Origin of the sequence: Mycoplasmoides pneumoniae FH (genome assembly GCF_001272835.1) — a bacterium.
In the GTDB taxonomy this organism is placed as follows: Bacteria; Bacillota_I; Bacilli_A; order Mycoplasmatales; family Mycoplasmoidaceae; genus Mycoplasmoides; species Mycoplasmoides pneumoniae.
On record NZ_CP010546.1, the window covers coordinates 278,107 to 301,405 of the forward strand.

The 23,299-nt window shown below is 40.1% G+C and carries 24 protein-coding genes; 23 read left to right on the plus strand and 1 reads right to left on the minus strand.

Going from position 1 to position 23,299, the window contains the following annotated elements; all coding sequences use genetic code 4:
- Window positions 1–47: 47 nt before the first annotated feature.
- The 17 genes from rpsF (at window position 48) to cdaM (ending at window position 17,434) form a co-directional block, all read left to right on the plus strand.
- Window positions 48–695: a 30S ribosomal protein S6 gene (rpsF, locus tag F539_RS01280; RefSeq protein ID WP_010874585.1), complete on the plus strand. Its 648-nt coding sequence runs from the start codon at window positions 48–50 to the stop codon at window positions 693–695.
- Entirely contained in the window at window positions 695–1,195 is a 501-nt protein-coding gene (locus F539_RS01285) for a single-stranded DNA-binding protein (RefSeq protein WP_010874586.1), read from the plus strand. Before rpsF ends, F539_RS01285 begins: the two co-directional genes overlap by 1 nt.
- Complete coding sequence (gene rpsR / locus F539_RS01290) at window positions 1,185–1,499, plus strand: 30S ribosomal protein S18 (RefSeq protein WP_010874587.1); 315 nt, start codon at window positions 1,185–1,187, stop codon at window positions 1,497–1,499. Before F539_RS01285 ends, rpsR begins: the two co-directional genes overlap by 11 nt.
- Window positions 1,500–1,501: 2 nt before the next feature.
- The gene (gene rplI / locus F539_RS01295; RefSeq protein ID WP_010874588.1) at window positions 1,502–1,951 is read left to right on the plus strand and encodes a 50S ribosomal protein L9; all 450 of its coding nucleotides are present in this window, start codon (window positions 1,502–1,504) and stop codon (window positions 1,949–1,951) included.
- Window positions 1,938–3,359: a replicative DNA helicase gene (locus tag F539_RS01300; RefSeq protein WP_014325412.1), complete on the plus strand. Its 1,422-nt coding sequence runs from the start codon at window positions 1,938–1,940 to the stop codon at window positions 3,357–3,359. The genes rplI and F539_RS01300 overlap by 14 nt, the downstream gene beginning before the upstream one ends.
- Window positions 3,360–3,362: 3 nt before the next feature.
- Window positions 3,363–4,727, plus strand: a complete 1,365-nt coding sequence (locus F539_RS01305) for an MG095/MPN233 family lipoprotein (protein ID WP_014325413.1) — start codon at window positions 3,363–3,365, stop codon at window positions 4,725–4,727.
- A gap of 79 nt (window positions 4,728–4,806) precedes the next feature.
- On the plus strand, window positions 4,807–6,708 hold the full coding sequence (locus F539_RS01310; RefSeq protein ID WP_014574914.1) for a DUF240 domain-containing protein: 1,902 nt from the start codon (window positions 4,807–4,809) through the stop codon (window positions 6,706–6,708).
- 24 nt (window positions 6,709–6,732) lie between these two features.
- Window positions 6,733–7,455, plus strand: coding sequence for a uracil-DNA glycosylase (ung, locus tag F539_RS01315; protein WP_010874592.1), 723 nt, complete (start codon window positions 6,733–6,735; stop codon window positions 7,453–7,455).
- A gap of 197 nt (window positions 7,456–7,652) precedes the next feature.
- Complete coding sequence (gatC, locus tag F539_RS01320; RefSeq protein WP_053344057.1) at window positions 7,653–9,092, plus strand: Asp-tRNA(Asn)/Glu-tRNA(Gln) amidotransferase subunit GatC; 1,440 nt, start codon at window positions 7,653–7,655, stop codon at window positions 9,090–9,092.
- A gap of 2 nt (window positions 9,093–9,094) precedes the next feature.
- Window positions 9,095–10,531 carry an Asp-tRNA(Asn)/Glu-tRNA(Gln) amidotransferase subunit GatA gene (gene gatA, locus F539_RS01325; protein ID WP_010874594.1) on the plus strand — a complete coding sequence of 479 codons (1,437 nt, stop codon included), beginning with the start codon at window positions 9,095–9,097 and terminating at the stop codon, window positions 10,529–10,531.
- The gene (gene gatB, locus F539_RS01330; RefSeq protein ID WP_014574916.1) at window positions 10,524–11,957 is read left to right on the plus strand and encodes an Asp-tRNA(Asn)/Glu-tRNA(Gln) amidotransferase subunit GatB; all 1,434 of its coding nucleotides are present in this window, start codon (window positions 10,524–10,526) and stop codon (window positions 11,955–11,957) included. Before gatA ends, gatB begins: the two co-directional genes overlap by 8 nt.
- Entirely contained in the window at window positions 11,932–12,600 is a 669-nt protein-coding gene (locus tag F539_RS01335; RefSeq protein ID WP_010874596.1) for a GntR family transcriptional regulator, read from the plus strand. Before gatB ends, F539_RS01335 begins: the two co-directional genes overlap by 26 nt.
- Window positions 12,593–13,540 carry a thioredoxin-disulfide reductase gene (gene trxB / locus F539_RS01340; RefSeq protein ID WP_014325415.1) on the plus strand — a complete coding sequence of 316 codons (948 nt, stop codon included), beginning with the start codon at window positions 12,593–12,595 and terminating at the stop codon, window positions 13,538–13,540. The genes F539_RS01335 and trxB overlap by 8 nt, the downstream gene beginning before the upstream one ends.
- Entirely contained in the window at window positions 13,530–14,372 is an 843-nt protein-coding gene (gene whiA, locus F539_RS01345; protein WP_010874598.1) for a DNA-binding protein WhiA, read from the plus strand. The genes trxB and whiA overlap by 11 nt, the downstream gene beginning before the upstream one ends.
- 32 nt (window positions 14,373–14,404) lie before the next feature.
- Complete coding sequence (gene secG / locus F539_RS01350; RefSeq protein ID WP_010874599.1) at window positions 14,405–14,635, plus strand: preprotein translocase subunit SecG; 231 nt, start codon at window positions 14,405–14,407, stop codon at window positions 14,633–14,635.
- Window positions 14,636–14,645: 10 nt separating this feature from the next.
- On the plus strand, window positions 14,646–16,826 hold the full coding sequence (gene rnr, locus F539_RS01355) for a ribonuclease R (RefSeq protein WP_014325416.1): 2,181 nt from the start codon (window positions 14,646–14,648) through the stop codon (window positions 16,824–16,826).
- A complete protein-coding gene (gene cdaM / locus F539_RS01360) occupies window positions 16,826–17,434 on the plus strand; it encodes a diadenylate cyclase CdaM (RefSeq protein WP_010874601.1) in 609 nt (202 codons plus the stop codon). The genes rnr and cdaM overlap by 1 nt, the downstream gene beginning before the upstream one ends.
- Here the strand turns inward: cdaM and def are convergent.
- Complete coding sequence (def, locus tag F539_RS01365) at window positions 17,403–17,984, minus strand: peptide deformylase (RefSeq protein WP_014574917.1); 582 nt, start codon at window positions 17,982–17,984, stop codon at window positions 17,403–17,405. The two genes, cdaM and def, sit on opposite strands and share 32 nt — an antisense overlap.
- On the opposite strand from def, the gene gmk reads away from it, so the two are divergent.
- From gmk to F539_RS01395, 6 genes are read left to right on the plus strand one after another with little or no spacing between them, the layout of a single operon-like run.
- Window positions 17,875–18,594, plus strand: coding sequence for a guanylate kinase (gene gmk / locus F539_RS01370; RefSeq protein WP_010874603.1), 720 nt, complete (start codon window positions 17,875–17,877; stop codon window positions 18,592–18,594). The two genes, def and gmk, sit on opposite strands and share 110 nt — an antisense overlap.
- On the plus strand, window positions 18,594–19,373 hold the full coding sequence (locus F539_RS01375) for a PP2C family serine/threonine-protein phosphatase (RefSeq protein WP_010874604.1): 780 nt from the start codon (window positions 18,594–18,596) through the stop codon (window positions 19,371–19,373). The genes gmk and F539_RS01375 overlap by 1 nt, the downstream gene beginning before the upstream one ends.
- Window positions 19,364–20,533 (plus strand): serine/threonine-protein kinase, encoded by a 1,170-nt coding sequence (locus tag F539_RS01380; protein ID WP_014325417.1) that lies wholly within the window; start codon window positions 19,364–19,366, stop codon window positions 20,531–20,533. Before F539_RS01375 ends, F539_RS01380 begins: the two co-directional genes overlap by 10 nt.
- Window positions 20,520–21,356 (plus strand): ribosome small subunit-dependent GTPase A, encoded by an 837-nt coding sequence (gene rsgA, locus F539_RS01385; RefSeq protein ID WP_010874606.1) that lies wholly within the window; start codon window positions 20,520–20,522, stop codon window positions 21,354–21,356. Before F539_RS01380 ends, rsgA begins: the two co-directional genes overlap by 14 nt.
- 21 nt (window positions 21,357–21,377) lie before the next feature.
- The gene (locus F539_RS01390) at window positions 21,378–22,670 is read left to right on the plus strand and encodes a glucose-6-phosphate isomerase (RefSeq protein WP_014325418.1); all 1,293 of its coding nucleotides are present in this window, start codon (window positions 21,378–21,380) and stop codon (window positions 22,668–22,670) included.
- The gene (locus tag F539_RS01395; RefSeq protein ID WP_010874608.1) at window positions 22,648–23,295 is read left to right on the plus strand and encodes a ribulose-phosphate 3-epimerase; all 648 of its coding nucleotides are present in this window, start codon (window positions 22,648–22,650) and stop codon (window positions 23,293–23,295) included. The genes F539_RS01390 and F539_RS01395 overlap by 23 nt, the downstream gene beginning before the upstream one ends.
- The last annotated feature ends 4 nt before the right edge of the window (window positions 23,296–23,299 follow it).

Consider the following 23,299-nt stretch of genomic DNA (forward strand, 5'->3'; position numbering starts at 1 on the left):
TAGGCATAAATCTTTACTTTTATATTTAGTTTTCCCATAAAGTTACGATGCAATACAACATTATTCTTTTAGTTGATGGTTCGCTCTCGTTAGAGCAAGCTAACCAAGTGAATGAAAAACAACAGCAAACGTTAACCAACGTTGAGGGTTTGCAAACAGAATACCTTGGTTTAAAGGAGTTGGCATACCCAATTAAGAAACAACTCTCAGCGCATTATTACCGATGGAAGTTTAGTGGTGATAACCAATCCACGAAGGACTTTAAGCGTACCGCTAACATTAACAAGCAAGTATTACGTGAACTGATTATTAACTTAGAACGTGAGTACGGCTACTTAGCTTCGATAAATCCAAAAAAGCAACAGCTGGCACTGCAAAAACGCGCTAAGTATGACGAAATCATTGCGCGGGAAAACAACCCCGAAAACCCGGATGTACCAGTAACATCAGGTTTAGCTTCCACCCAACCACGCTTATCACGTACTGAAAAGGCACAAAAACCAAAGGAAGAGCTGTGGGATGTGGTGCAAAAGATGGGAAACTTTGACAGCGTTCAAGCCAACCCATACCGCCCACGTTTCAAACGCTTTAACGCGGAACACGTTAACCAACGGCAAAACCAACAAAACAATAACAATAACCGTTTTGACCGCAACCGCAACCGTCAGCACAACCGCTTTAAGGATAAGCAATAATGAACCGCGTTTTTTTATTTGGTAAGCTCTCGTTTGATCCTAATAAATTGCAAACCCGTACCAACAATATTGGCGCGTCCTTTTCCTTAGCGTGCATTGATTCGAGCGGTTTTAATGACAGTAAGTCCTATATTAGGATTACTGCTTGGGGTAAAGTTGCTAGCTTTGTTTTAACTTTAAAACCCGGTGACAGTGTTTTTGTGGAGGGGAGATTGTCCACTTACAAGATGAACAACCGCAGTGATGATCCCAATTCGAAGGCCACTTACGCGCTCCAAGTTATCGCTGATAAGGTTTACCGTCCCGATGAGGAAAACAGTTTAGAGCAACCTGTTGATAAGGCTACGGTAATTGATTCACCCTTTTTAGCAGCGAAAACCAATGCTACTGAAAATGAATTAGCCCAAGCATTTCCGATTAGTCTGGATGATGAAGATGATGACATTAACCCCATTTTAAACAACGATTCCCAACTAGAGGAGGAGAGTGATGATGAATAACGAACACGATAATTTCCAAAAAGAAGTTGAAACTACAACTGAAACAACCTTCAACAGAGAAGAAGGCAAAAGAATGGTACGTCCTTTATTTAAGCGTTCTAAAAAGTACTGCCGTTTTTGTGCCATTGGTCAACTTAGAATTGACTTAATTGATGATTTAGAAGCGTTAAAGCGTTTCTTGAGTCCCTACGCTAAGATTAACCCACGCCGGATTACTGGTAACTGCCAAATGCATCAGCGCCATGTAGCCAAGGCCTTAAAGCGTGCACGTTACTTAGCCTTAGTTCCGTTTGTAAAAGATTAGTTATGAAGGTAATTTTGAAGCAAGATGTTAGCAACCTAGGCAAACGCTTTGATGTGGTTGATGTTAAAGATGGCTATGCAATCCACTTTTTGTTTCCTAAAAAACTGGCTGCACCTTTAACGAAAAAGAGTTTACAAGACCGTGATTTGTTCTTAAAGAAACAACAAGAACACTATGAGATTAACAAGGCGTTAAGCCACAAGTTAAAGGAAGTAATTGAACAAACAGAACTCCACTTTAGCTTAAAGGAGCACAACGGTCGGCCATATGGCTCGATTATTACCAAGCAAATTATTAACCAAGCCCACACTAAAGGGATGGCGCTGCAAAAGTTTATGTTTAAAGACAACGTGCGCTTAGGGTTTGGGGATCACGAGATTACCTTACACATCTTTGAAGATACAACCGCAGTTTTAAAAGTTAAGGTAACCCCGGATAATGGTGTCAAATAAGCTTGAACAGACCTTTAAGTTTGCCAACGACAAGAACATTGAACGTGCTGAGCGTGTTTTAATGCAAGCTTTAGTACAAGATGCCGTTGGTGTGGACTTAATCTTAACCAAGCTTGAACCGAAGGACTTCTTTGGTTTTCCGTTTAACTTTATCTTTCAAACAGCACAGGAAAACTATTCTGAGGGCAATAAGTTGTTTGGTTCGGCGCTTTTAGAGGCCGTTAAGTTTAAGCTGGATACCGATTCCAAAACACAAAGGGAAATTGAAGGTTTATTTGAGGACGTTTTACTCAAAGGTCTTCCCTTTTTGGAAAGGGACATCAAGGTCTTTGTTGATGTTGTCAAAAAAGCTTCGATTTTTCGCCAACTTAAACAGTTCGCCAAAAAGGTTGAAAAGGAAGAGTTTAAGGTCAAAGATGACCGTTTTGAGGGCTATTTACAAGCAATTCAAAACGACTTTACCAAGATTATTCACAGCGCCTTTGTTTCTATTCCCGGTTTGAGTTATGACGAAATTGGTCGTGAAGAGGAAGAGTTAATTCGCAAAGTGTACCGTGGTGAATTAACTGTAAAAGGGCTTAAAAGTGGTTTTTACCCTTTAGATCAATTAACCTCTGGTTGAAAAGAGGGTGAGTTAATTGTGGTAGCAGCGCGTCCAGGTCGCGGGAAAACAGCGCTTCTAATTAACTTTTTGCAGGGCGCGGTTAATGACAGCGAAAAGTTTGATAAAAACAAGGATGTGTTGCTGTTTTTTAGCTTAGAAATGCGTAACCGTGAAATTTATCAGCGCCATTTAATGCTAGAAAGCCAGGTAAATTACACACTCACGAGTCGTCAAAGGCTCGCTAATGTGTATGATGATTTAATTAAAGCATCAGAAGTATTGCGCGATCTTCCTATTAAAATTTTTGATTACAGCACGATTACGTTGGACGAAATTCGTGCTCAAATCACGGAAGTTTCAAAAACCAATAACGTTAAGTTGGTCGTAATTGACTATCTCCAACTAGTTAATGCATTTAAAAACAGCTATAACATTTCGCGTCAACAAGAGGTCACCATGATTTCCAAATCACTTAAAAGCTTTGCCAAGGAGTTTAACGTACCAATTATTGCCGCTGCACAGCTTTCTCGAAGAATAGAAGAACGCAAAGATTCGCGTCCCATTTTGTCGGATTTACGTGAATCGGGTTCGATTGAACAGGATGCTGACATGGTTTTATTCATCCACCGCGTCAAGGATGAGGACAGTGAAAATCAAGAAGCAATTGGTCACAACAATATTTTTCAAGTGGAGTTAATCTTGGAAAAAAACCGTAGTGGTCCGACTGGTAAAGTACAGTTTGACTTTCAAAGTGACGTTTCTACCTTTCGGGTTCGGGAATACAATCCTGATGGTTACAGTTAGTTTATGAAGTACAAAACAGTTAAATCGATCCCGCTTTTTTTGTTAGGCTCGATTGTGTTCACTGCTTGTTCAACACCACAATCAACCTTTCATTTACCTGTGCAAACGACCGTTAGCGCAATCAAAAAAGATATTAGTGGGAAAACAGCTACTGCTGTTAAGGCTGCTAGTAGTTCATCTAGTACTACTACATCTAACGATGACAACAACCAAAAGGGTTACTTCTTAGAAACTAATCGTTCCACCGGTACTTACGACCCTAACAATTCCACCCGGTTAATTAAATTAGGTGAAAGTGGTGATTTTCATGCAGCTGACCAGAATAAACCGGAAGAAGCCTTGTTTGAACGACTTTACGGCGGCATTGCTTCCTTATTAAATTTCCGCATTATTAAACCTGCTTTAACTTATTGAAACACAGTAACACCTTCTCTAAAAGCGATTGGTAAAAGCAGTAATCTAATTACCTTTAGTCAAGATATTGATGAAACGGAGTTACAACGGGCATTGGCTAATAACTTAATTGTCGCTGATGATGGCAACAACAACTTTTGGTTTGGTTTAAAGTCACTTAGCTTTAATGCAGCTAAGTTGACTGACAGCGCCCAAACACAAATGGCGCAAAAAACCACTCAAGCAGTTACCTTGAAAAGTCAAGCGCAAATGTCAAGTACAAATACCAAAAACACCAACAAAAAGATTGATTTGCGCGATAAGATTACTTTATCGAGTACGATGAATACTCAAGGAAGTGGTGATAACAAAAACCCATCTAGTGGTCTTATTCAAAAGTTAGTGAGTGTCGAAAATATTGAAGCTGAATTTAGTTTTGTTAAAACTGGCTTCAACGGTAATGAAATTAAATTTGGCGATTTTGTAACTGAGAATTCACCCACAACCACTCAACTTAAGCAAGTTTGGAAAAAGAAGTGGGGCACGGAATTGAAAAAGACAAACTATAAGCTTCAATTGAACAACTTTAGTCTATTGCTAACTTACACACCAGAAGTTAATAAAGTTGAAAAAGGTAACAATGGTGATTCCAATAAAGGCACGATCGCTACGCCAAACGGTTTTAGCTTCTTGTACCCAGCTAATTTAAATGAGACACCAAGCAGTAGCAGTAGTTATTGAACTAATGTTACTGACTTAACTAAAGCAGCTACTGACACCGAAAATACCAATTTACTCAACGACTTGCAAAAGAGTCAGGAACAAGTCAATCAATTTGTTGCTGCTATTACCCAAAATCACCTCGATGTTTCCGAAGCTGCTTTAACTAAAAAACAGTTTGGTAGCCTTAGCATTAGTGATTTCTTTAAAGCCATCTTTAAGGAAAATGGCAAAGACACTAAAGCTAAAAGTTAAAATTAACCGTTAAATTTTCCTGTAGTTTTAGTTTTCCAGTAGTTTTTAGTATTTGATTTAGTTCTTCTAACTACTTTAATTGAAATTTCCAAAAAAGCGCTGACAAAAATGAGCGTTCCTGACCGGTAGTTTTACCGTTTTACCCACGCTAATTGCATTTTTCTCGATTTTACCGCACAGTTCTGTTTTAGAACCAAGCCACTTAAGGTTCAATTCAACTAGCCAGCGTTACCAATCTGACAACTCCCACCTCTTAAATTTACACGGTGAAGCATTTAGTGATGCTGACTTGAATGCAGTGGCAGAGCATACTGACTGAGACGCTAACTTTGCTTTATTTCAGCAAAAGTTCAAGACAAAGCCAATTACGGTTAACCAGTTAGGTTTAGTCGATGTTTTTAACTTGTTGAGTGGTTGAAAACAGAGTTTGACTGGTGTACTTGAAACAATTCCCCAACTGCAAAAGGAAATAAAAGCTGCTAATGACATTTTCCCTGTCAATGAACAAAGTCAAATTCCCCGTGTAGAAGCACGCTTATTTGACTTTTTGGGCAGTGGCTTTTTCCCGGTATTGAACCCGAAAGGTTTAGGGTTAGCGGACAACGTTGCTAGTTTGTTTGAACAGTTTCAGCTAGCATCAATAAACTTAAGTGGTTTTGAAGTCAAACTGATTAAAACGCATGACATTGTCATTAAGAGTAAGGTACGTTACAGCTTTGAAGTGCAAATGCAGTTCCATGCTGTTTACCAAAATAACGACACTAAAGCTAATTTAGATTTTGCGCTCAATATTAGTACGATTAACTTCGCTACCTTACAAGAATTACAAAACAGTTTTGATCTTCAAGGTAGTGATTTAACGGCTGGGTTGTTTTACAAATACAGCGTTAATAAGTTAACTAGTGGTACTAACGATTTAACCACAATTGCTAAAACCGCTTTAGGTGAAAACATTATCCAAAAGCAAGTGAGCCTAACACAATCAATTATTAAGCCACGCCTAGAAGCTGCAAAAACTCAGTACAAACAGGATATTATTGCACCATTTGCAAAGGAACGTCAAGCTGCTTTGGCACAACATTTAAAAGAAATAGAAGAGGCCAAACAACGTGCCGAGCAATTATTAAAAGAACAGCAAGAAGCGGAAAAACGGCGCCAAGAAGAAGTTAAGAATGTCGCAGAAACACAACAGTTTAATGATAGCTTAACTTCAGCACAAAAATTTAAAGAGTACTGGTTAAAACAAGGTAAGGATGTTACCAAAAAGGTTGAACTCATTCAGGCGCTGAAATCATCTTTCTTCCGCAACCAAAACCGTACCTTTAACTTTTTAATTGCCGGTTTTCGAACTGCCATTGATTGGTACTACAATCAAGAGAAAAATAATACCACTGCTAAAAATAACGCTTTTGGTAAGAATGGCATTCAGTTCCCTGTGGCTGGCTTTCAGGGAATTTACATGTCACAGTGATTGCGTGACGAGCTCTCTGGTAAGACCGACATTAAGCTCAACTTAAAAAGTTTAAGTGTTCAGAATGAAAATAAAAATTCTTCCATTAATTGGAACAAGCAAAAAAGAATTGAGATTAAACAAGTAAAACCATTTAACTATTCTTTTGAAATTAACTTGAAGTACACTGGTAGCTATAATGTCAGTCTTTGATATCTAATTGGGGCTGCAATTGGTGGGATTCCAACATCTTGAAGTGGAACTATGGATATGAAGTTTATCGTTGATGGTGATTTGGATAGCGGTATTGTTACCAAGCAAGATTATCCCGGTTCTAAGTTTGAATTTACCGAAGACAAACTGTGGTTTACCCTGCACGTTAAACAACAAATTAAAGTTAAAGAGCAGGGCTTTATGAACTTGCTTAAGGGTCAAAGTTTGGACAACTTGGATCTACGCACTGGTACAACTAAACCGCCAGTAGTTGATTTAGCGAGCTACCTCCACTTTGTTATTTTGACAGCTAAGTAGTTCATTGAGCCGCAAAGGCAGCAAATGGAACAACTTTTAGACCAGTTTTTAAGTGGTGTTTTAAGCGAATGGAAGGCTTTTATTTTGCAAGAAGCCAAACAGACCTATTTTCAAGAATTGTTAGCTAAACTAAAAAATGTCGAGCAAGAGCTAACTCCCAAAGCCTCTCAAGTCTTTCGTCCCTTTAGCTTTTTTGCACCAAATAACACTAAACTAATTATTTACGGTCAGGATCCATATCCTAATCCACAACACGCTTGTGGTCTTTCGTTTGCCTCTAACGCCCCTAAACTACCACAAAGCTTAAAGCGGATGATTCTGCGCTTGCAGCAAGAGTATCCGGAACTAGCAGGTCAAAATCACTGAACGAAGCAACTGTTAGAGGGTTGAGCACAACAAGGCATCTTGTTGTTAAATGGCGTCTTTACCACCAATGCCTTTCAAACCAATGCGCACCGCAATTGGGGGTGAGAGCAGTTTAACTGTCATTTACTCGATTTTCTCTTGTCACAAAAACTCTATGTACTACTCGTTTTTTTGGGCAAACAAACCGAGAATTTTGTTCTTAAAAAGATTGGTGGAGCAAGCCAATTTGCTAGTTTATCCTACCCCCATCCCTCACCTTTAACCGGGCGGAAGTTTTTCGATCATCCCGATGCTTTGTTTAAGCAAATTAACCAGTGATTAAAGCACCATAACCATACTCCAATTGATTGGACTAACGGCCAGGTACAGTACCAGTTCTAACTGTTTTGGTAAAGTTTTGTCTTTAATTCAACAAACAAAGCTTTAGCATTTTTCATTATTTTTCTTATGATTTTTATTCCGCTTGTACTCAAACAGAAAAGCACAGCGAGCAGTCTTTTCTTTACAATGTAAAGAACTGCAAAGCTGCTTAAACCGTCTTTGCAAGCTTGTTTTAGAGTTGCAAAGCAAAGTCCAAAATGGATAAATTAATAAATAAACCTCAACCATTAACTTCTGATATTTCCACTTCTGGATTTATTTACTTTGCGGTTGTTTTTGTAGCCATTATGGGCTACCTTTTATTCAAAAATCTACTGTTTTTATTTTTCTTTAAACGCTATCCAAAAAACACTACCAAAATTGGGGTAGGTAACATTACCACGATTGCCATGATCATTGCTGTGGCGGTGTCGATTGTTTTAGTGTTAATGGCACTAGCAGGCGGTTTAGCCGCTGCTTTGTTCCGTGGTTATCCTGGTTTTCGGGTCACCTTGGAGTTAATCCTTGTAAAGATTTCGGGACTGTTGTTTGGTCCAATTGTCGGCATTTTTTCCGCGGCCACAATTGACTTTTTAACGGTCATCTTTTCGGGTGGGGTTTTTAACGTTGGTTATGTTTTAGGTGCCATCTTAACCGGGATGATTGCTGGCATACTGCGTGAAGTTTTAATTTCAACAGCACTTTTACACAACCGTAATTTATCGGATTTTGCCTACCTAGTGCTCTCGATTGGCATGGTCATTGCCGCCTTTTTAATTACCCAGTTCTTTGTGCTTGGGATAAGTAATAACCTTAAGGAGATTAAGGGTGATGAAGAGTTTCGCTTGAAATTTAACGCACCACCAATTGTCTTTGAGCTTTCGTTAACCCAGTACGCCAACATTCTGCTCTACTTTACCATTGCCATAGTTATTGCTATGCTGGTGTTGTACATTGTTTGGTTAGTCAAACAGCGTCACTTAAGTTTTGAGCACTCTCGTTTCTTTTACCGCAGTTACAAACATGCTAATCACCAGTTTACCCTGTTTGTACTAACTAAGAAAAACTGGTTCTATTTAATCTTGAATGTAATCACCTTAGCTTCCACTAGTTTGTTGATGATCAACATTGCCTTCATTCCGATCTTTGACACGCAAACAACTGGTCAAACATACGAGTTTTGACTATTAGCACGCTTACTGTTCGCTCCCGTAATCTTCTTGTTGGACATTATTGTGATCTATCCAATTCTGCTGTTATTAACCCCGCTAATGCTCAAAGGTTTTAAAACAGCAGTTTCTAAAAACCAACGCAAAACACTAAAACAAAGCTTTACTGATTTGCAAAGTGTAGTGTTGCCCATTATTAACAAACGTAAACACCAGCAGTTGCGCCAAGAAGAGTTAAAACGCTTAGCACGAGCCACTCACTTTGATTTGACAGAAGGCGAAATGGAAAAGCTCTTGGTCGAATTTAAAACTATTACCCAGAGCTTTGACCGGGTGATGAACATTGATACCACCAGTGTGGAACCAATGTACGCACCTTTCAATACATCACCAACGCCACTGCGTAAAGATAAGGTAATAGTGGAAAAGCATCCCGAAAAATTATTAGCCAACTGTAAGGAAATGAGTGTTGGCTTTGTCAAAGTATAGTTGTGAAATCGCAAATCTTAAAGCTCCAGCAAACACTAACTAAAAAACCAGCGTCAATCAATCCGTTATTACAACAAATTGATGGAGCAATTAACGAACACTGATCGAGTAACTTTTTGTTGAAAAATACGGTTGAGTGAGCACAAGCCCAAGCACCCAAAAACCGCAGTAAATCACCACTCAACAACATTCCCTTTGTTTTAAAGGACAACATTGCCACGAAGGGAATTGTTACTACTGGTGGTTCGAGGTTTTTGGAAGACTATATCCCGCCGTTTTCAGCAACTGTGTTTGAATTGCTAAACAACAGTGGCGCTTTATTAGTTGGTAAAGCGAACCTCGACGAGTTTGGTTTAGGCGGTACGGGGCTCCATTCGGGTTTTGGTTTTGTCCACCACCCTTGAAACGAAACCCTAATTCCTGGTGGTTCTTCATCCGGTTCCGCTTATGCAGTGGCGCGCGGCATTGTTCCCTTTTCAATTGGTACGGACACGGGAGATTCGGTACGCCGTCCAGCTAGCATTTGTAACATTGTTGGTTTTAAGCCCACCTATGGTTTGATATCGCGGAACGGAGTGTATCCTTACGCGCCTAGTTTAGACCATGTCGGGATCTTTGCGCGGTATGTGTATGATGTAGCACTTGTTAGTGATGAAATCATTAAACATGACAAAGCTGATTTTTCCGCTCAAAAATCTCCTGATGCTGGCAAGTTTACCAGGTCCTTAAAAGAGTCCTTCAACAAGCAAATCAAGATAGGTTATCTAAAACCGCTAGAGGAATGGTTTGACATTGAACTGAGCAAAAAGTGAAACAGCTTAAAGGAAAGAATTACCTTGGAGGGTTGTGAGTTAATTCCGTTTCACTTTCCGCTTGAACTGCTAGAGGTAATTGATCCAGTTTACAAGCTGATTAGTTACAGTGAAGCGGTGAGCTGTTACAGTAATCTCACTGGGATTGTCTTTGGTCAAAAATTGTTTGAACCCAACCAAGCGAGTGACTTTTCCAAAACAATTACTGCCAACCGCGACCGTTTCTTTGGTGAGCAGTTAAAACGCCGCTTTATTATTGGTGCTTTTGGTACTGACAAGAATAACTTTACCAAGTACTTTGAAAAGGCTCAAAAGATCCGCCGGGTAATGGTTGATGCTTACTTAAACCTGTTTAAAGAAGCGGATTTCATTGTGTCACCTAGTGCATCCGGCTTTACTAAAACAATAGCTGCGGTGCAAAAGGGTGAGAGCTTTACTAACCTCGTGGATGACTTTTTACAACTAGCTAACTTTGCTGGTAATCCTTCAATTACTATTCCCTGATTGGTCAAACAAAAGGACCAAACGATTGGTTTGAGTGTTAATGCTAACTGCTTTCACGACAAGCAATTATTACAAGTAGCTGCTTGATTGGAGGAATTATTCCAAATTGAACATGATGATTAACTTTGAAGCAATTATTGGGATTGAGGTACACGTGGTCTTAAACACTGCTACCAAAATGTTTTCCCCAGCGCCCAACCAAGCGCAAAACGCCACACCAAACCAGTTCATAAACGCGATTGATTTGGGCTTGCCTGGTACCATGCCCCAGGTCAATGAGCAGGCGGTACAAAAGGCGTTAATCCTTGCTGACGCGCTCAACATGCAACGGGTACAGCCAGTCTTAGTGTTTGACCGTAAGCACTACTTTTACCAAGATCTACCTAAGGGTTTTCAGATTACCCAGCAAAACTTTCCGATTGCGCAAAACGGTTACGTTGAAATTGTGGAAAACAACAAAGCGCAGCGGATTATCATTGAACGGTTTCACCTAGAGGAAGATACTGCCAAGCAACATTTTGTCGATGGGCAAATTCTGCTCGACTTTAACCGTTGTGGTGCACCGCTAATTGAAGTAGTTACCGCGCCCGTGATTAAGAGTGCTAAGCAGTCTAAGGCATACTTGCAAAAGCTACGTCAAATTTTGATTGTTAACAACATTTCCAACGCTAAGCTCGAAGATGGCTCGATGCGCAGTGACTGTAATGTATCAGTGCGCTTAAAGGGACAAACTGCTTTTGGCACCAAGGTCGAAATTAAGAACATTAACTCACTCAATAATGTGGAAAAGGCAATTGATTTGGAAATAGCACGTCAAGTCAAAGCACTAATTAAAGGCGAACCGGTTCAACAAGTTACCCTAACTTATGACGACAAAACCAATACCAATGTCTTCATGCGTAAAAAGGACAATTCAGTCGATTACCGTTATTTCATTGAACCCAACATTATGAGCAGTAACATTGATGAACTGCTACAAAAACCCAACAAGGCCTTTAACTTAACTGAGTTCTTTACCAAGCTCAAGGAAGCTGGGGTTAATGAGCAGCTAAATCAATTAGTAGTCGATGATCTGACTCTTTTTAATGCTTACACCAAGATTAACAGTGTCATTAACAGTCCCCAAGATACCATTCGCTGGTTGTGCATTGAGTTAATGGGACAACTCAACAAGCTACAAAAACCGCTCAAGGACAAAACGATTGATCACTTAATTATCCTAATCCAAATGGTACAGAAGGGCACCGTGAACCAAAAACAAGCAAAGCAGTTAATTGAGTTAATGTTAGACAATGGGCAAGACCCCCAATCGCTGGCTAAACTACACAACTTAGAACAGATAACTGATGAAAAACAACTAACGCAAATCATCCAACAAATCTTTAAGGAAAACGAGGGTGAAATCCTTAAGAACTTAGATCGAGTTGAACGAATTCAAAAGCTAATTATAGGTCAAGTTATGCAAAGAACCCACAATCGCGCCAATCCCCAGCAAGTTTTTATAATTGTTGAAAAGTTGCTTCATGATTTCAGCGAAAGAGCAAGCTAAAAAAGGTCAAATAATTTACCGTTACATTCTCCTTAAAATTCAAAGCTTTAAATGGCCTGCTGGCACCCGCATCTTCTCTGAACGCCAGCTCGAAATTCGTTTCGCTTCATCTAGAAGTCTCATTCGTACTATCCTCAATACCCTCTTAGGTAAAGATCTAATTCGCCACACTAAAGGTAATGCTGGTTACTTTGTCGCTAAGAATGCTGGTTTTAGTTTCTTTCATAAAACCCAGGACAACAAATTGCCCAAGTGAGCTAAGCTCTCAACCTTAATGAAGAACCACCTACGCGAAGTTGACCGTGATGTTTTCAGCTCAATTGACAGTGGCGTTGACTTTGGTAACTTTAAGGGTTTGGAAGCCAAGTTATTTGATGAAAACAAGAAGAATTTTTTAAACCTTAGCTTCTTTGGCAAGGATGATGTGCTCCAAATTTTTAGCGAGCAAAACCTCCAGGAACAATTCTTTAAGGACTTTGCTTACAACGGCATTGTGGTAGAGCGCAAAAGCTCCTTAATCTGTGTGGATGATGAGACTAAGAACTTACTGATCTACGACCTCTTTTATGATGACAACAATAAGTTCATAGTAGCAATGCGCTCTGAATATTTAAACCCCCGCATCAAAATTATTAATGCTTAAAGTAAAGTCAGATTTTTTAACTAAAGATCAGGTTATTTACGATGTAGCGATAGTGGGTGCTGGGCCAGCTGGCATAGCAGCGGGTATTTATGGCAAACGCGCTAACCTCAATCTAGCCATTATTGAAGGTAGTACTCCCGGCGGTAAGGTTGTCAAAACCAACATTGTCGAGAACTATCCGGGTTACAAGTCAATTACCGGACCTGACTTGGGGTTGGAAATGTACAACCACCTAATTGATTTAGAGCCCACCTTTTTCTATGCTAACCTAATTAAGTTAGATAAGGCAGCAGATACCTTTATCTTGTACCTCGATGACAAAACTGTGGTGTTTGCCAAAACCGTTATTTACGCTACGGGAATGTTGGAGCGTAAACTGGGCGTAGCCAAAGAAGACCACTTTTACGGTAAGGGAATTAGTTACTGTGCCATTTGTGATGGGTCCTTGTACAAAGACCAGGTGGTGGGTGTTGTTGGTGGGGGGAACTCTGCCATTCAGGAAGCGTTGTATTTAGCTGGCATGGCTAAAACGGTGCACTTAATCCACCGCCGTGAGGGCTTTCGTGCTGATGAAACGGCGTTAAATAAACTGAGAAACTTACCGAATGTTGTTTTTCACTTGAACTATACCGTAAAAGAATTGTTGGGTAACAATACCCTAAACGGCATAGTGCTTCAAAACACGCTCGATCATTCAACAAAACAGATAGATCTCAATTGTGTCTTTCCCTATATTGGTTTTGAAAGTATTACCAAACCGGTGGAACACCTCAACTTAAAGTTAGATCCCCAGGGTTTTTTAATTACCAATGAACAGATGGAAACAAGTTTAAAGGGTCTGTTTGCAGCAGGTGATTGTCGTTCTAAGCACTTCCGTCAAATTGGTACTGCCATTAATGACGGCATTATCGCGGTGTTAACGATCCGTGATGTCCTTTAGTGTTCAGATTAAGCACGAGTTAGCCACCAACCCTTTAATTAAAACAGAGTGATCCAGCTTTTTAGCTGGTTATTTTCAAAACGGGTTAAAACTACTCGCTACTGGTCAATGATCCTTTAAAACTAGCACTGCTACTTTAAAGGCGTTGTTTAGCAATGCACTCCAGTTTAGTTTTCAAATCCACGAAACGAGCACTCACTGTGAGTTTAGTTTTAGGGCTTCGCAAACAGAGGTGGATCAGTTGTTAGCCTTTGATGCAACTCAGAGCGATTTACCGCTACAGAAGGCCTATGTCATTGGTGCCTTTTTGAGTGGTGGTAGTGTGAGCGATTTACTCCATTCCAGTAACTTTCACCTCCAAATTAGCACTAACAACGAACTGCAAATAAAACAGTTAATGAAGCTGTTTCATCCTTTTAAACAAACCACTAAGCGCCACCAGCTTTTGGTCTATGTTAAAAGCTATCAGGCCATTTGTGACTTCTTTAAACTAGTCGAAGCTTTTGATGGTTATCTAGCCTTTGAAGAAAACCAATTGCAAAAAAATTTTGCCTTAGAACAAGTGCGTAAAAGTAACTTAGAAATTGCTAACCTAATGCGCACTTTAAAGACCAGCACAAGCACAGCGGAACAGCTAAAAATCCTCATAAACAGTGCTGACTTTAAAAAGCAATCGCTCAACTTTCAGCGCTTTTGTTTAGTCAAACTAGACCATCCTGACTGGTCATTAGAACAAATTGCCCAGTTTTTTGAAAGGAAATACAAAGTGCAAATTACCCGTTCGGGAATTCAACACCTCAACGCTAAGTTAAAAAAACTAAACCAAAATTAAAGCATTAGTTTAAAATTAACACACATTAAAGCATGGACGCAATTCAAATAGTAATGTTTGTAATGGCAATCCTTTGTTTAATCATCGGTTTATTGCTATCCAACCATGGTTCTACTGGCGGACTTGCTTCGCTTTCAGGTCAAGATTTGGAAATTTTTCGCAAAACCAAAGACCGCGGAATTGTCAAAATTCTCCAAATTACGATGTTTATTTTAGTAGTGCTTTTTCTTATTTTAGGGTTAGTTTTTCATTTTGCGCTTTAAAATCTAACAGATGAAAGTATTAACTGATTTACAAAAGCGAATCTTCGCGATTGTGAAAAAAGAGAACGGCAAACCTATTCCTCCGGGAATAGTTGTCAGGATGATGGAGAATCAAGCTGGTTTTCCGGGAAAGCAACAGGTATACAGAGCAATTGATGACTTGTTAGAATGACACATTTTTCGCAAGTCGGGTGGTGCTACAAACCAGCTGTTAATTAACTATGAACTAGCTGATCCGGTATTGGATCAAAAGTTTCAGGGCATTCTCAATTTAGGTAACAAGAACACTGGTTTTGTCCGTCCCTTAGATGATGACAAAACGGTGTACTATATCCATTTTTCCAACCTAGCGGGAGCACTGGATGGTGATCTAGTTGAATTCTGTCCGCTCGACAAACCACAGGTAGGTGATAAGTTTGATGCTGCAGTGCTCAAAATTGTGAAGCGCTCCCGGGTGCTGTACGCTGGTAACTTTTTGATTGAGTACTCCGATTTTGGTCAGGAGTTTCGCATTGTTGCTGACAATCCTCGTTTTTACCTCACCCCGATTGTCAATAAGGCCTCAGTTCCAGCTGAACTGGAGAGCAATACTAAGGTCGCTTTTCAAATTGATGAGTATGATCCTGCAAATAACCTGTGTAAAGTCTCCATTCAGCAAATCTTGGGGAATAACGATGAACCGTTAATTAACCTCAAGGCGATTATGTTAGACCACTCGATTGTCTTTGAAAAGAATGATGTGGTCGAACAACAAGCAGCGAAGTTACAGTTTGATGAAAAAGAGCAGAGTAAGCCCTACCGCAAGGACTTAACCGAACTTGCCTTTGTCACGATTGACCCCGCCACTTCCAAGGACTTGGATGATGCGATTTACGTCAAGCGCACCGACAAAGGTTTTGTTTTGTATGTTGCCATTGCTGATGTGGCTTACTATGTGCAGCGCAACAGTGAACTTGACATTGAAGCCCGTCATAAAACAAGCTCAATTTACCTCCCGGGATACTATGTGGTACCGATGTTACCAGAACGTTTATCAAACGAGCTGTGTTCTTTAAACCCAAATGAAAAGCGGTATGTGGTGGTGTGTGAGTTGAACTTTGATCATGAAGCACGCTTAAACTTTAGTGAAGTGTATCCCGCTACCATTGTCTCCCAACGTCGCTTTGCTTACAGTGAAGTTAATGATTGACTGGAAGACAGTGATGCTCTAAAGGATGAAAGTGCAACAGTACTAGAGAGCTTAAAGGCTGGTTTTACCTTGAGCGAATTGATTGCTGAACAGCGCAAAAAGAAGGGGACTATTGACCTATCTCACAGTGAAACAGAAGTAGTCGTTGATCAAAACTACTACCCGATTGAGATCCGTTTTCTCACCCACGGCAAGGCGGAAACAATGATCGAAAACCTAATGGTGGTTGCCAATGAAGCGGTGGCTTGAACACTTACAAACCACAAAGTTCACTTACCTTACCGGGTGCATCCCCGACCAAGCAAAAAGAAGTTACAAATGTTGTTGGAAAACATTGTCGAGCTCAAAATTACCCAACCAAACTTTGTACTCGATACGGTCACTTCCACCCAAATTGCGGCTTGGTTAAAGGAAAATAAGGACAACCCGAGCTATGACATCTTTGTCATCTTGTTATTAAGAACGCTAGGTAAAGCCTTTTACATTGTTAATCCACTGATACACTTTAGCATTGGTTCACACCACTATACCCATTTCACTTCGCCCATCCGTCGCTATGCTGATTTAACGGTACACCGTTTGTTGTGGATGAATCTGTTTACTCCAGAGCGTTTTACTGACACTGAGCGTGAACAGCTCAACGCCGAGCTAGAACAAATTTGTGAAACCATTAACGATACTGAGATTAAGATTAATGGTTGTGAACGGACTGCCAACGATTACTTAACTACGCTGTATTTGTCTAAACAAGTGGGACAAACTTTCCACGGTTTTATTTCCGCTATTACTAGTTTTGGCATCTTTATGCGAATGGATGAAAACAACTTTGATGGACTTATTAAGATTACCTCCATTCCCGAAGACTTCTTTGTCTTTGAAAAGGATCGGATGGTGTTGCGCGGCAAACGCACCAACAAGGTTTTTAGAATTGGTGATAGGTTAACCGCGAAACTGACTGAAATTGATACAGTGCAGAAACGCGCCATTCTAACCCTGGTTTAATGATGACAGTGGAAGTCTTTTCGGTTATTATCCTTGTCCTTTTATTCTTAATCTTAGCGCTTACCTTGTTGTTTGTTTTACTCAACAAGCGTACTAGAAGCTTTGTTATTCGTACCTTTACTGGATTATTTAGATCAAAGCATACTACCAGTCAAAAGAACTTTTATGACAACTTGACCTCAACCTTACTGAGGTTATCAACTGATAAGATTGGTGCCATTATTGCCATTGAAAACCAGGACTCACTCGAGTCTTACGTCAATATTGGCTACCGCGTGACTTCGGACTTTTCCCCCGAGTTGTTAGTAACGATCTTTTACAACAAGCAGTCGCCACTTCACGATGGAGCGGTAATTGTGCGGGACTACCAGATTGTGAGTGTGTCCTCTTACTTCCCAATGACACGGCAACTAATTGATGTGTCATACGGTTCCAGACACCGCAGCGCGTTAGGTCTAACCGAAAAGTGTGATGCCATAGTCTTTATTGTTAGTGAAACAACAGGCAAAATTTCGGTGGCTGTGCGCGGCGTGATTAAAACACTGTCGAGTAACTCCGACCGTTTACAAGACCAGATTATTCACTATCTGACGGTAAAGCCGGGTTAATTACCTTCCACTCTTTATTTGTAAACAAAGGGTTTAGCGGATTAATGCGGTGGTAGTAAAACCGCCCTTGCAAATGATCGAATTCGTGTTGCAAGCACATCCCAAATAAACCAGTAGCAGTAATGGTGATCTCTTTTTGTTGGAGTCAATCAAAACCAGTGATCGTAATCCATTCGTGGCGAATAACATAACCCTGGTGCATTTTGGGAACACTCAAACAACCCTCACCGCTCTTTAAAAAGGATTTGTTGGCACTTAAGTTGATAATCTTGGGATTAATTAACAGACACTTGTGTTCCACCCCACCATCCATTAGGTGGATGTAGAACATTTGCTTTCAATAACCAATTTGGTTAGCGGCAATCCCAATGCCGGGAATAATGCCATACTTCTCAGCATCACCGTTGTAAGATGCATCAACGTAAGCCATCATTTTGGCAATGCAATCGAGACTCGCTTGGTCTAAGGGAAACTGAACTGGTTTAGTCGGTTCGTTAATTTCCTTAACATCGTCCAGCACTAGTCATGCTTTAGTTGGCAATAATTCCATATTAATTTGCGGTAAAATTAAAATTATTCTAAATATTGAAATGGTCGATACAGGGAGAATTTTTGTCATTACCGGACCGAGCGGTGTTGGCAAAAGTAGCCTTGTTAGATGTTTAATTGACCATTTCAAAGATAAACTGCGCTACAGCATTTCCGCTACCACCCGTAAAATGCGTAACAGCGAAACTGAGGGTGTGGATTACTTCTTTAAAGATAAAGCGGAGTTTGAAAAACTGATTGCTGCTGATGCCTTTGTGGAGTGAGCGATGTATAACGATAACTACTATGGTACCCTTAAATCCCAAGCTGAACAAATTATTCACAACGGTGGCAACTTGGTGTTAGAAATTGAATATCAAGGTGCTTTACAAGTTAAGCAAAAGTATCCCAATGATGTGGTGCTAATTTTTATTAAACCACCTTCAATGGAAGAGTTGTTAGTGCGCTTAAAGAAGCGTAATGACGAGGATGCAATAACAATTCAAAACCGATTGAAACAAGCTGAGAAGGAATGTCAACAAATTGGTCACTTTAAGTATGTGGTTACCAACAACGAGTTTGACAAGACCTTAGCGGAGTTACAAGCAATTTTACTAGCTGAATTTAATTAATGGACAGCACCAACCAAAACCTGTTCGCGTCATTGTCCAAAAAAGGACCCGTTCGCAAAGAAAATCAGGACTTTAGTGTTGTTACTTTCAACCGCTTTGGTCAGTTAATGAGCCTTGTTTGTGATGGTTTAGGCGGTTATAAGGGCGGTAAGATGGCTAGTGCCTTGGTGAGTGAAGTTTTTACCAAGTCCTTTACAGTCTTTGATTTTCATAGTCAAACTGAAAGGGCAGTGAAACAGTGGTTTGAAATTACTTTAATTGAAGCGCGGCGCACCTTAGAACAGTACTTTCAAACAATTAAACGTAACCAAGTCCAGTTTGCGCGAATGGCGACTACCTTAGTGTTGAGTATTATAAGTAAGCAAAACATTTGAACCTTTTGGGTGGGTGATTCACGTGCTTATTTAATTAACAGTTACCAAAGCTTGCAAATTACCGAAGACCATAACCTGTACAACCAACTGTTACAGATGCACGCTACCCCTGATGTGATTGCCTCTTATAAAGACAAGCTGTTAGCCCTCACTGCTACCGTTTCCAAAGATCAGGAACGCCAGTTGAAATACAGCTTTAGGTGTGATGTAGTAAACGCTTGGGACTTTTTACTGTTGTGCTCTGATGGTCTGTACAACTTCTTGGATCCCAACTGCTTTTATGAGGTCATTACTAGTGCACCTAACCTCAAAAAGGCCGTTACACAACTAGCAAAGTTGAGCTTGGATAACGCTAGTAATGACAACATTACGCTCAACTTGATTAATTTAAAACAATGGCACTAAATTTAAAGATTGGTGACATTGTCCAAAACAAGTACCGGATTGAAAAGCTAATCAACCGTGGCGGGATGAACTCTTACCTGTTTTTAGCGAGCAACCTCCACGTCCAGGAATTTGGTCCACTGCAAAAGCGCCAGTTTACCCGGTTGGTGTTAAAGGTAGTACAACGCACCGACAAGATTAACGACAACAACTGGAAGAAGTTTTTGGATGAAACCATTACCACGACACGGGTGTCACACAAAAATCTGGTGCAAACCTTTGATGTAGTTAGCCCCCGTTTAAGCGTTTTGAGTGAAAACCAGGTGATCGTTTTAGAGGACACGGTGATGATTGTAATGGAGTATGTTGATGGTCCTTCTTTGCGTGAAATGCTCAACCAGAAGGGTTACTTTAGTGTGCAGGAGGTGGTGTACTACTTTACAAAGCTAGTCAAAGTAATTAACTACCTCCACAGTTTTGAACACCAAATTATTCACCGTGATCTAAAGCCAGAAAACATCCTGTTTACGAGTAACTTGACTGACATTAAACTGCTTGACTTTGGCATTGCTTCCGCTGTTATTCGTAACGCTGAGAAAACTGAAGTGTTAACGGACGAAAACTCGTTGTTTGGTACAGTTAGTTATATGACACCCGAAGTGTTGGAAAGTACTGTCAACAAAGAAGGCAAACGGATTCGTAAACCCCCTACAGTTCAGTATGACATCTATTCATTAGGAGTTATTTTGTTTGAAATGTTAGTCGGACGCGTACCGTTCAATAAATCGATTGATCCTAAAAAAGAACGGGAAACCATCCAAAAGGCGCGTAACTTTGATGTACCTTTAATGGGAAACTTGCGCAGTGATGTTCCGGTTAGTTTGGAAAACATTGTCTTTAAATGTACGGCTGTTAAACGTGAAAACAGTAAGTGGATGTATAGTGACACGAAGCAACTCTTGGCTGATTTGGCGCAATGACAAACCGAGCAAACCTTAATTAAACCAGTGCACGAACGTATTCTAGAAGGACAAAACGAAATGCGTGAACTAATGGTAAGTAATTACCTACCGTGGTATTTAAGGAAGGGTGTTTTGATCTTTTTTTCTGTTGTTTTATTAGCACTCTTAATTGCTGTAGTTAGCTTTTTTATTATTACTGGGGTAGTTGTCCATTCGTAAAACTGGCATAGTATTTCAACGCTTTGGAAAGCAGTTTAAGGTGTTTGTAGAAAACCAAACACTAGTTGCTTTTGCACAGAAAAAACTACAGTGAAAGCGCGATTTTAAACTGTTAGTTGGGGACAAAGTTACCCTTGAGAATGGTGTCATTGTCGCAGTTGAAGAGCGTAAAAACACACTGGTGCGCCCAAAGGTAGTTAATGTAGATCAGGTAGTAATAGTCCAATCACTAATTGAACCCAAGATTAACTGACAACAGTTGTTTAAATTGTTAATCCATTTTCACGCTCAAAACGTGGCACGGTTAGTGTTAGTCATTACTAAAAACGACCTTGAGTTTGAACCTGCTGAAAAAGCCCGTTTAAGTGAACTAACCAGCTTTGGTTACCAACTCTTTTTTACAGCCCCTAATGCTGATTTACCTCTCACTTTATTTACAGAATTGCAAAACCGTTTTAGTGTATTCATGGGACAATCAGGGGTCGGTAAGTCTAGCCTTATTAACCGTTTGGACAGTCAAATTCACCAAGCGATCCAAGCGCTTTCAGCACACCAGTTCGGTAAAAACACCACCACTTCCACGGTGATGTTTCCCTTCCAAAACGGCTTTATTTGTGACACCCCTGGCTTTAATGTAATTGACTTTCCCAACCTCAAACAATTAGCAGCCCAACACTTTGTCGGTTTTGCTAGCTTAATTGGTCAATGCCATTTTTCCAACTGCACCCATCAAAGCGAAAAAGGTTGTTTTATTGTAAGTGCTGTAACCCAAAAATCGTATTCCTTGTGACTTTATGAGAGCTATCTAAAGTTGATTAATTAAAATCAACTAAAAAAAGGATTTATGGAAAGTAAATGGTTAACAGTTGACACTAAGCACCTCTATGGTTTTGATGAAGCGATTTTTATTCAGAAATACCAAAAAAAAGTTAACCAAATTCACCAACAGTTTTTAAATCAACAACTACCCGATGGTCACATGAATGGCTGGTATAGTCAACCCGATCAAGACCACAAGGGTTTGCTAAAACAAATTAACACAATTGCCAAACAGTTTAATGCTCTAAAAGTAACTGACATAGTGTATTTAGGTATTGGTGGTTCTTATACTGGCATTCGTGCCATCTTAGACTTTTTAAAACCAGAACAGAAGGCGAATATCAAAGTGCACTTTGTTCCTGACATATCGGCCTTTAACATTGCTGCAGTTGCTAAAGCAATTAAGGGTAAATCATGAGCTTTGGTAGTAACTTCTAAATCTGGTCGCACACTCGAGCCGGCTGTTACCTTTCGGTACTTCCGTAATTTATTGCACAAACAATACAAGCAAAAACATGCTTTACGCACAGTTGTGATTACCGATGCCGTTAAGGGTTTACTAGTTGGCATGAGTAACCAGTACGGTTATGCACACTTAACTATTCCAAGCAATATTGGTGGGCGTTTTTCAACTCTTTCACCCGCCGGTTTACTGTTAGCTAAACTTTGTGGTCATGATCCGAAACAGCTCTTATTGGGTACTTTGACAGCCAAACAAGAGTTAGCAAACAGTGATTTAAACACTAATTCGGCTTATTATTATGCTGCTTTGCGTCACTGACTTTACACGACAAAGAAGCTCAAAATAGAAGTGACGGTAGCATACCACAGTGCTTATGAGTACCTCTTGTTGCAACACCGCCAACTGTTCGGTGAATCAGAGGGTAAAGGTGGTAAGTCCCTGTTCCCTACCTTTTCGCTATTTACCACTGACTTACACTCAATGGGGCAGTTGTACCAAGAAGGGGAAAAGAACTTCTTTGAAACAGTGATACAAGTGCAAACACAATTTCACGACTTGGAACTACCACCATCAGACTTTAACAATGATGATCAGCTAGATTACTTATTGGCTAAAAGTATGAATGAAATTTCAAACACTGCCCTAGAAGCAGTTGTGGAAGCTCATTTTCAATCAAACGTTAACATCATTAAGTTAACGCTCAAAGAAAGAACAACCTTTATGTTTGGTTACTTTTACTTCTGGTTATCAATGGCCACAATGATGAGTGGTTCACTGCTGGGACACAACGTCTTTGATCAACCAGGGGTGGAAGTGTACAAGCAGTTAATGTTTGCTAAACTTGGTCGTGAATAGGGAAATTGCCTTTTCGCTTTTACCACTGTTACACCAGTTTGACCGCAAGTTGTTAGAACAATTCTTTGCGGACGGCTTGCGCTTAATCCACTATGACGTGATGGACCATTTTGTGGACAACACTGTCTTTCAAGGGGAACATTTAGATGAATTACAACAAATTGGTTTTCAGGTCAATGTACATTTGATGGTACAAGCATTAGAACAAATCTTGCCAGTATACCTCCACCATCAAGCCGTTAAGCGTATTTCCTTTCACGTTGAACCGTTTGATATCCCTACCATCAAACACTTTATTGCGCAAATTAAACAAGCGGGAAAACAAGTCGGTTTAGCGTTTAAATTCACCACTCCGCTTGTAAATTACGAGCGCTTGGTGCAACAACTGGACTTTGTTACCTTAATGAGTGTCCCCCCAGGAAAGGGCGGGCAAGCCTTTAACAGTGCTGTTTTTAATAACTTAAAACAAGCCCACAAATACCACTGCTCAATTGAAATCGATGGTGGGATCAAATTAGATAACATTCACCAAATCCAGGATGATGTCAATTTTATTGTCATGGGAAGTGGCTTTATAAAATTAGAACGATGGCAGCGCCAACAGCTGCTCAAAACCAATCAATAACTTT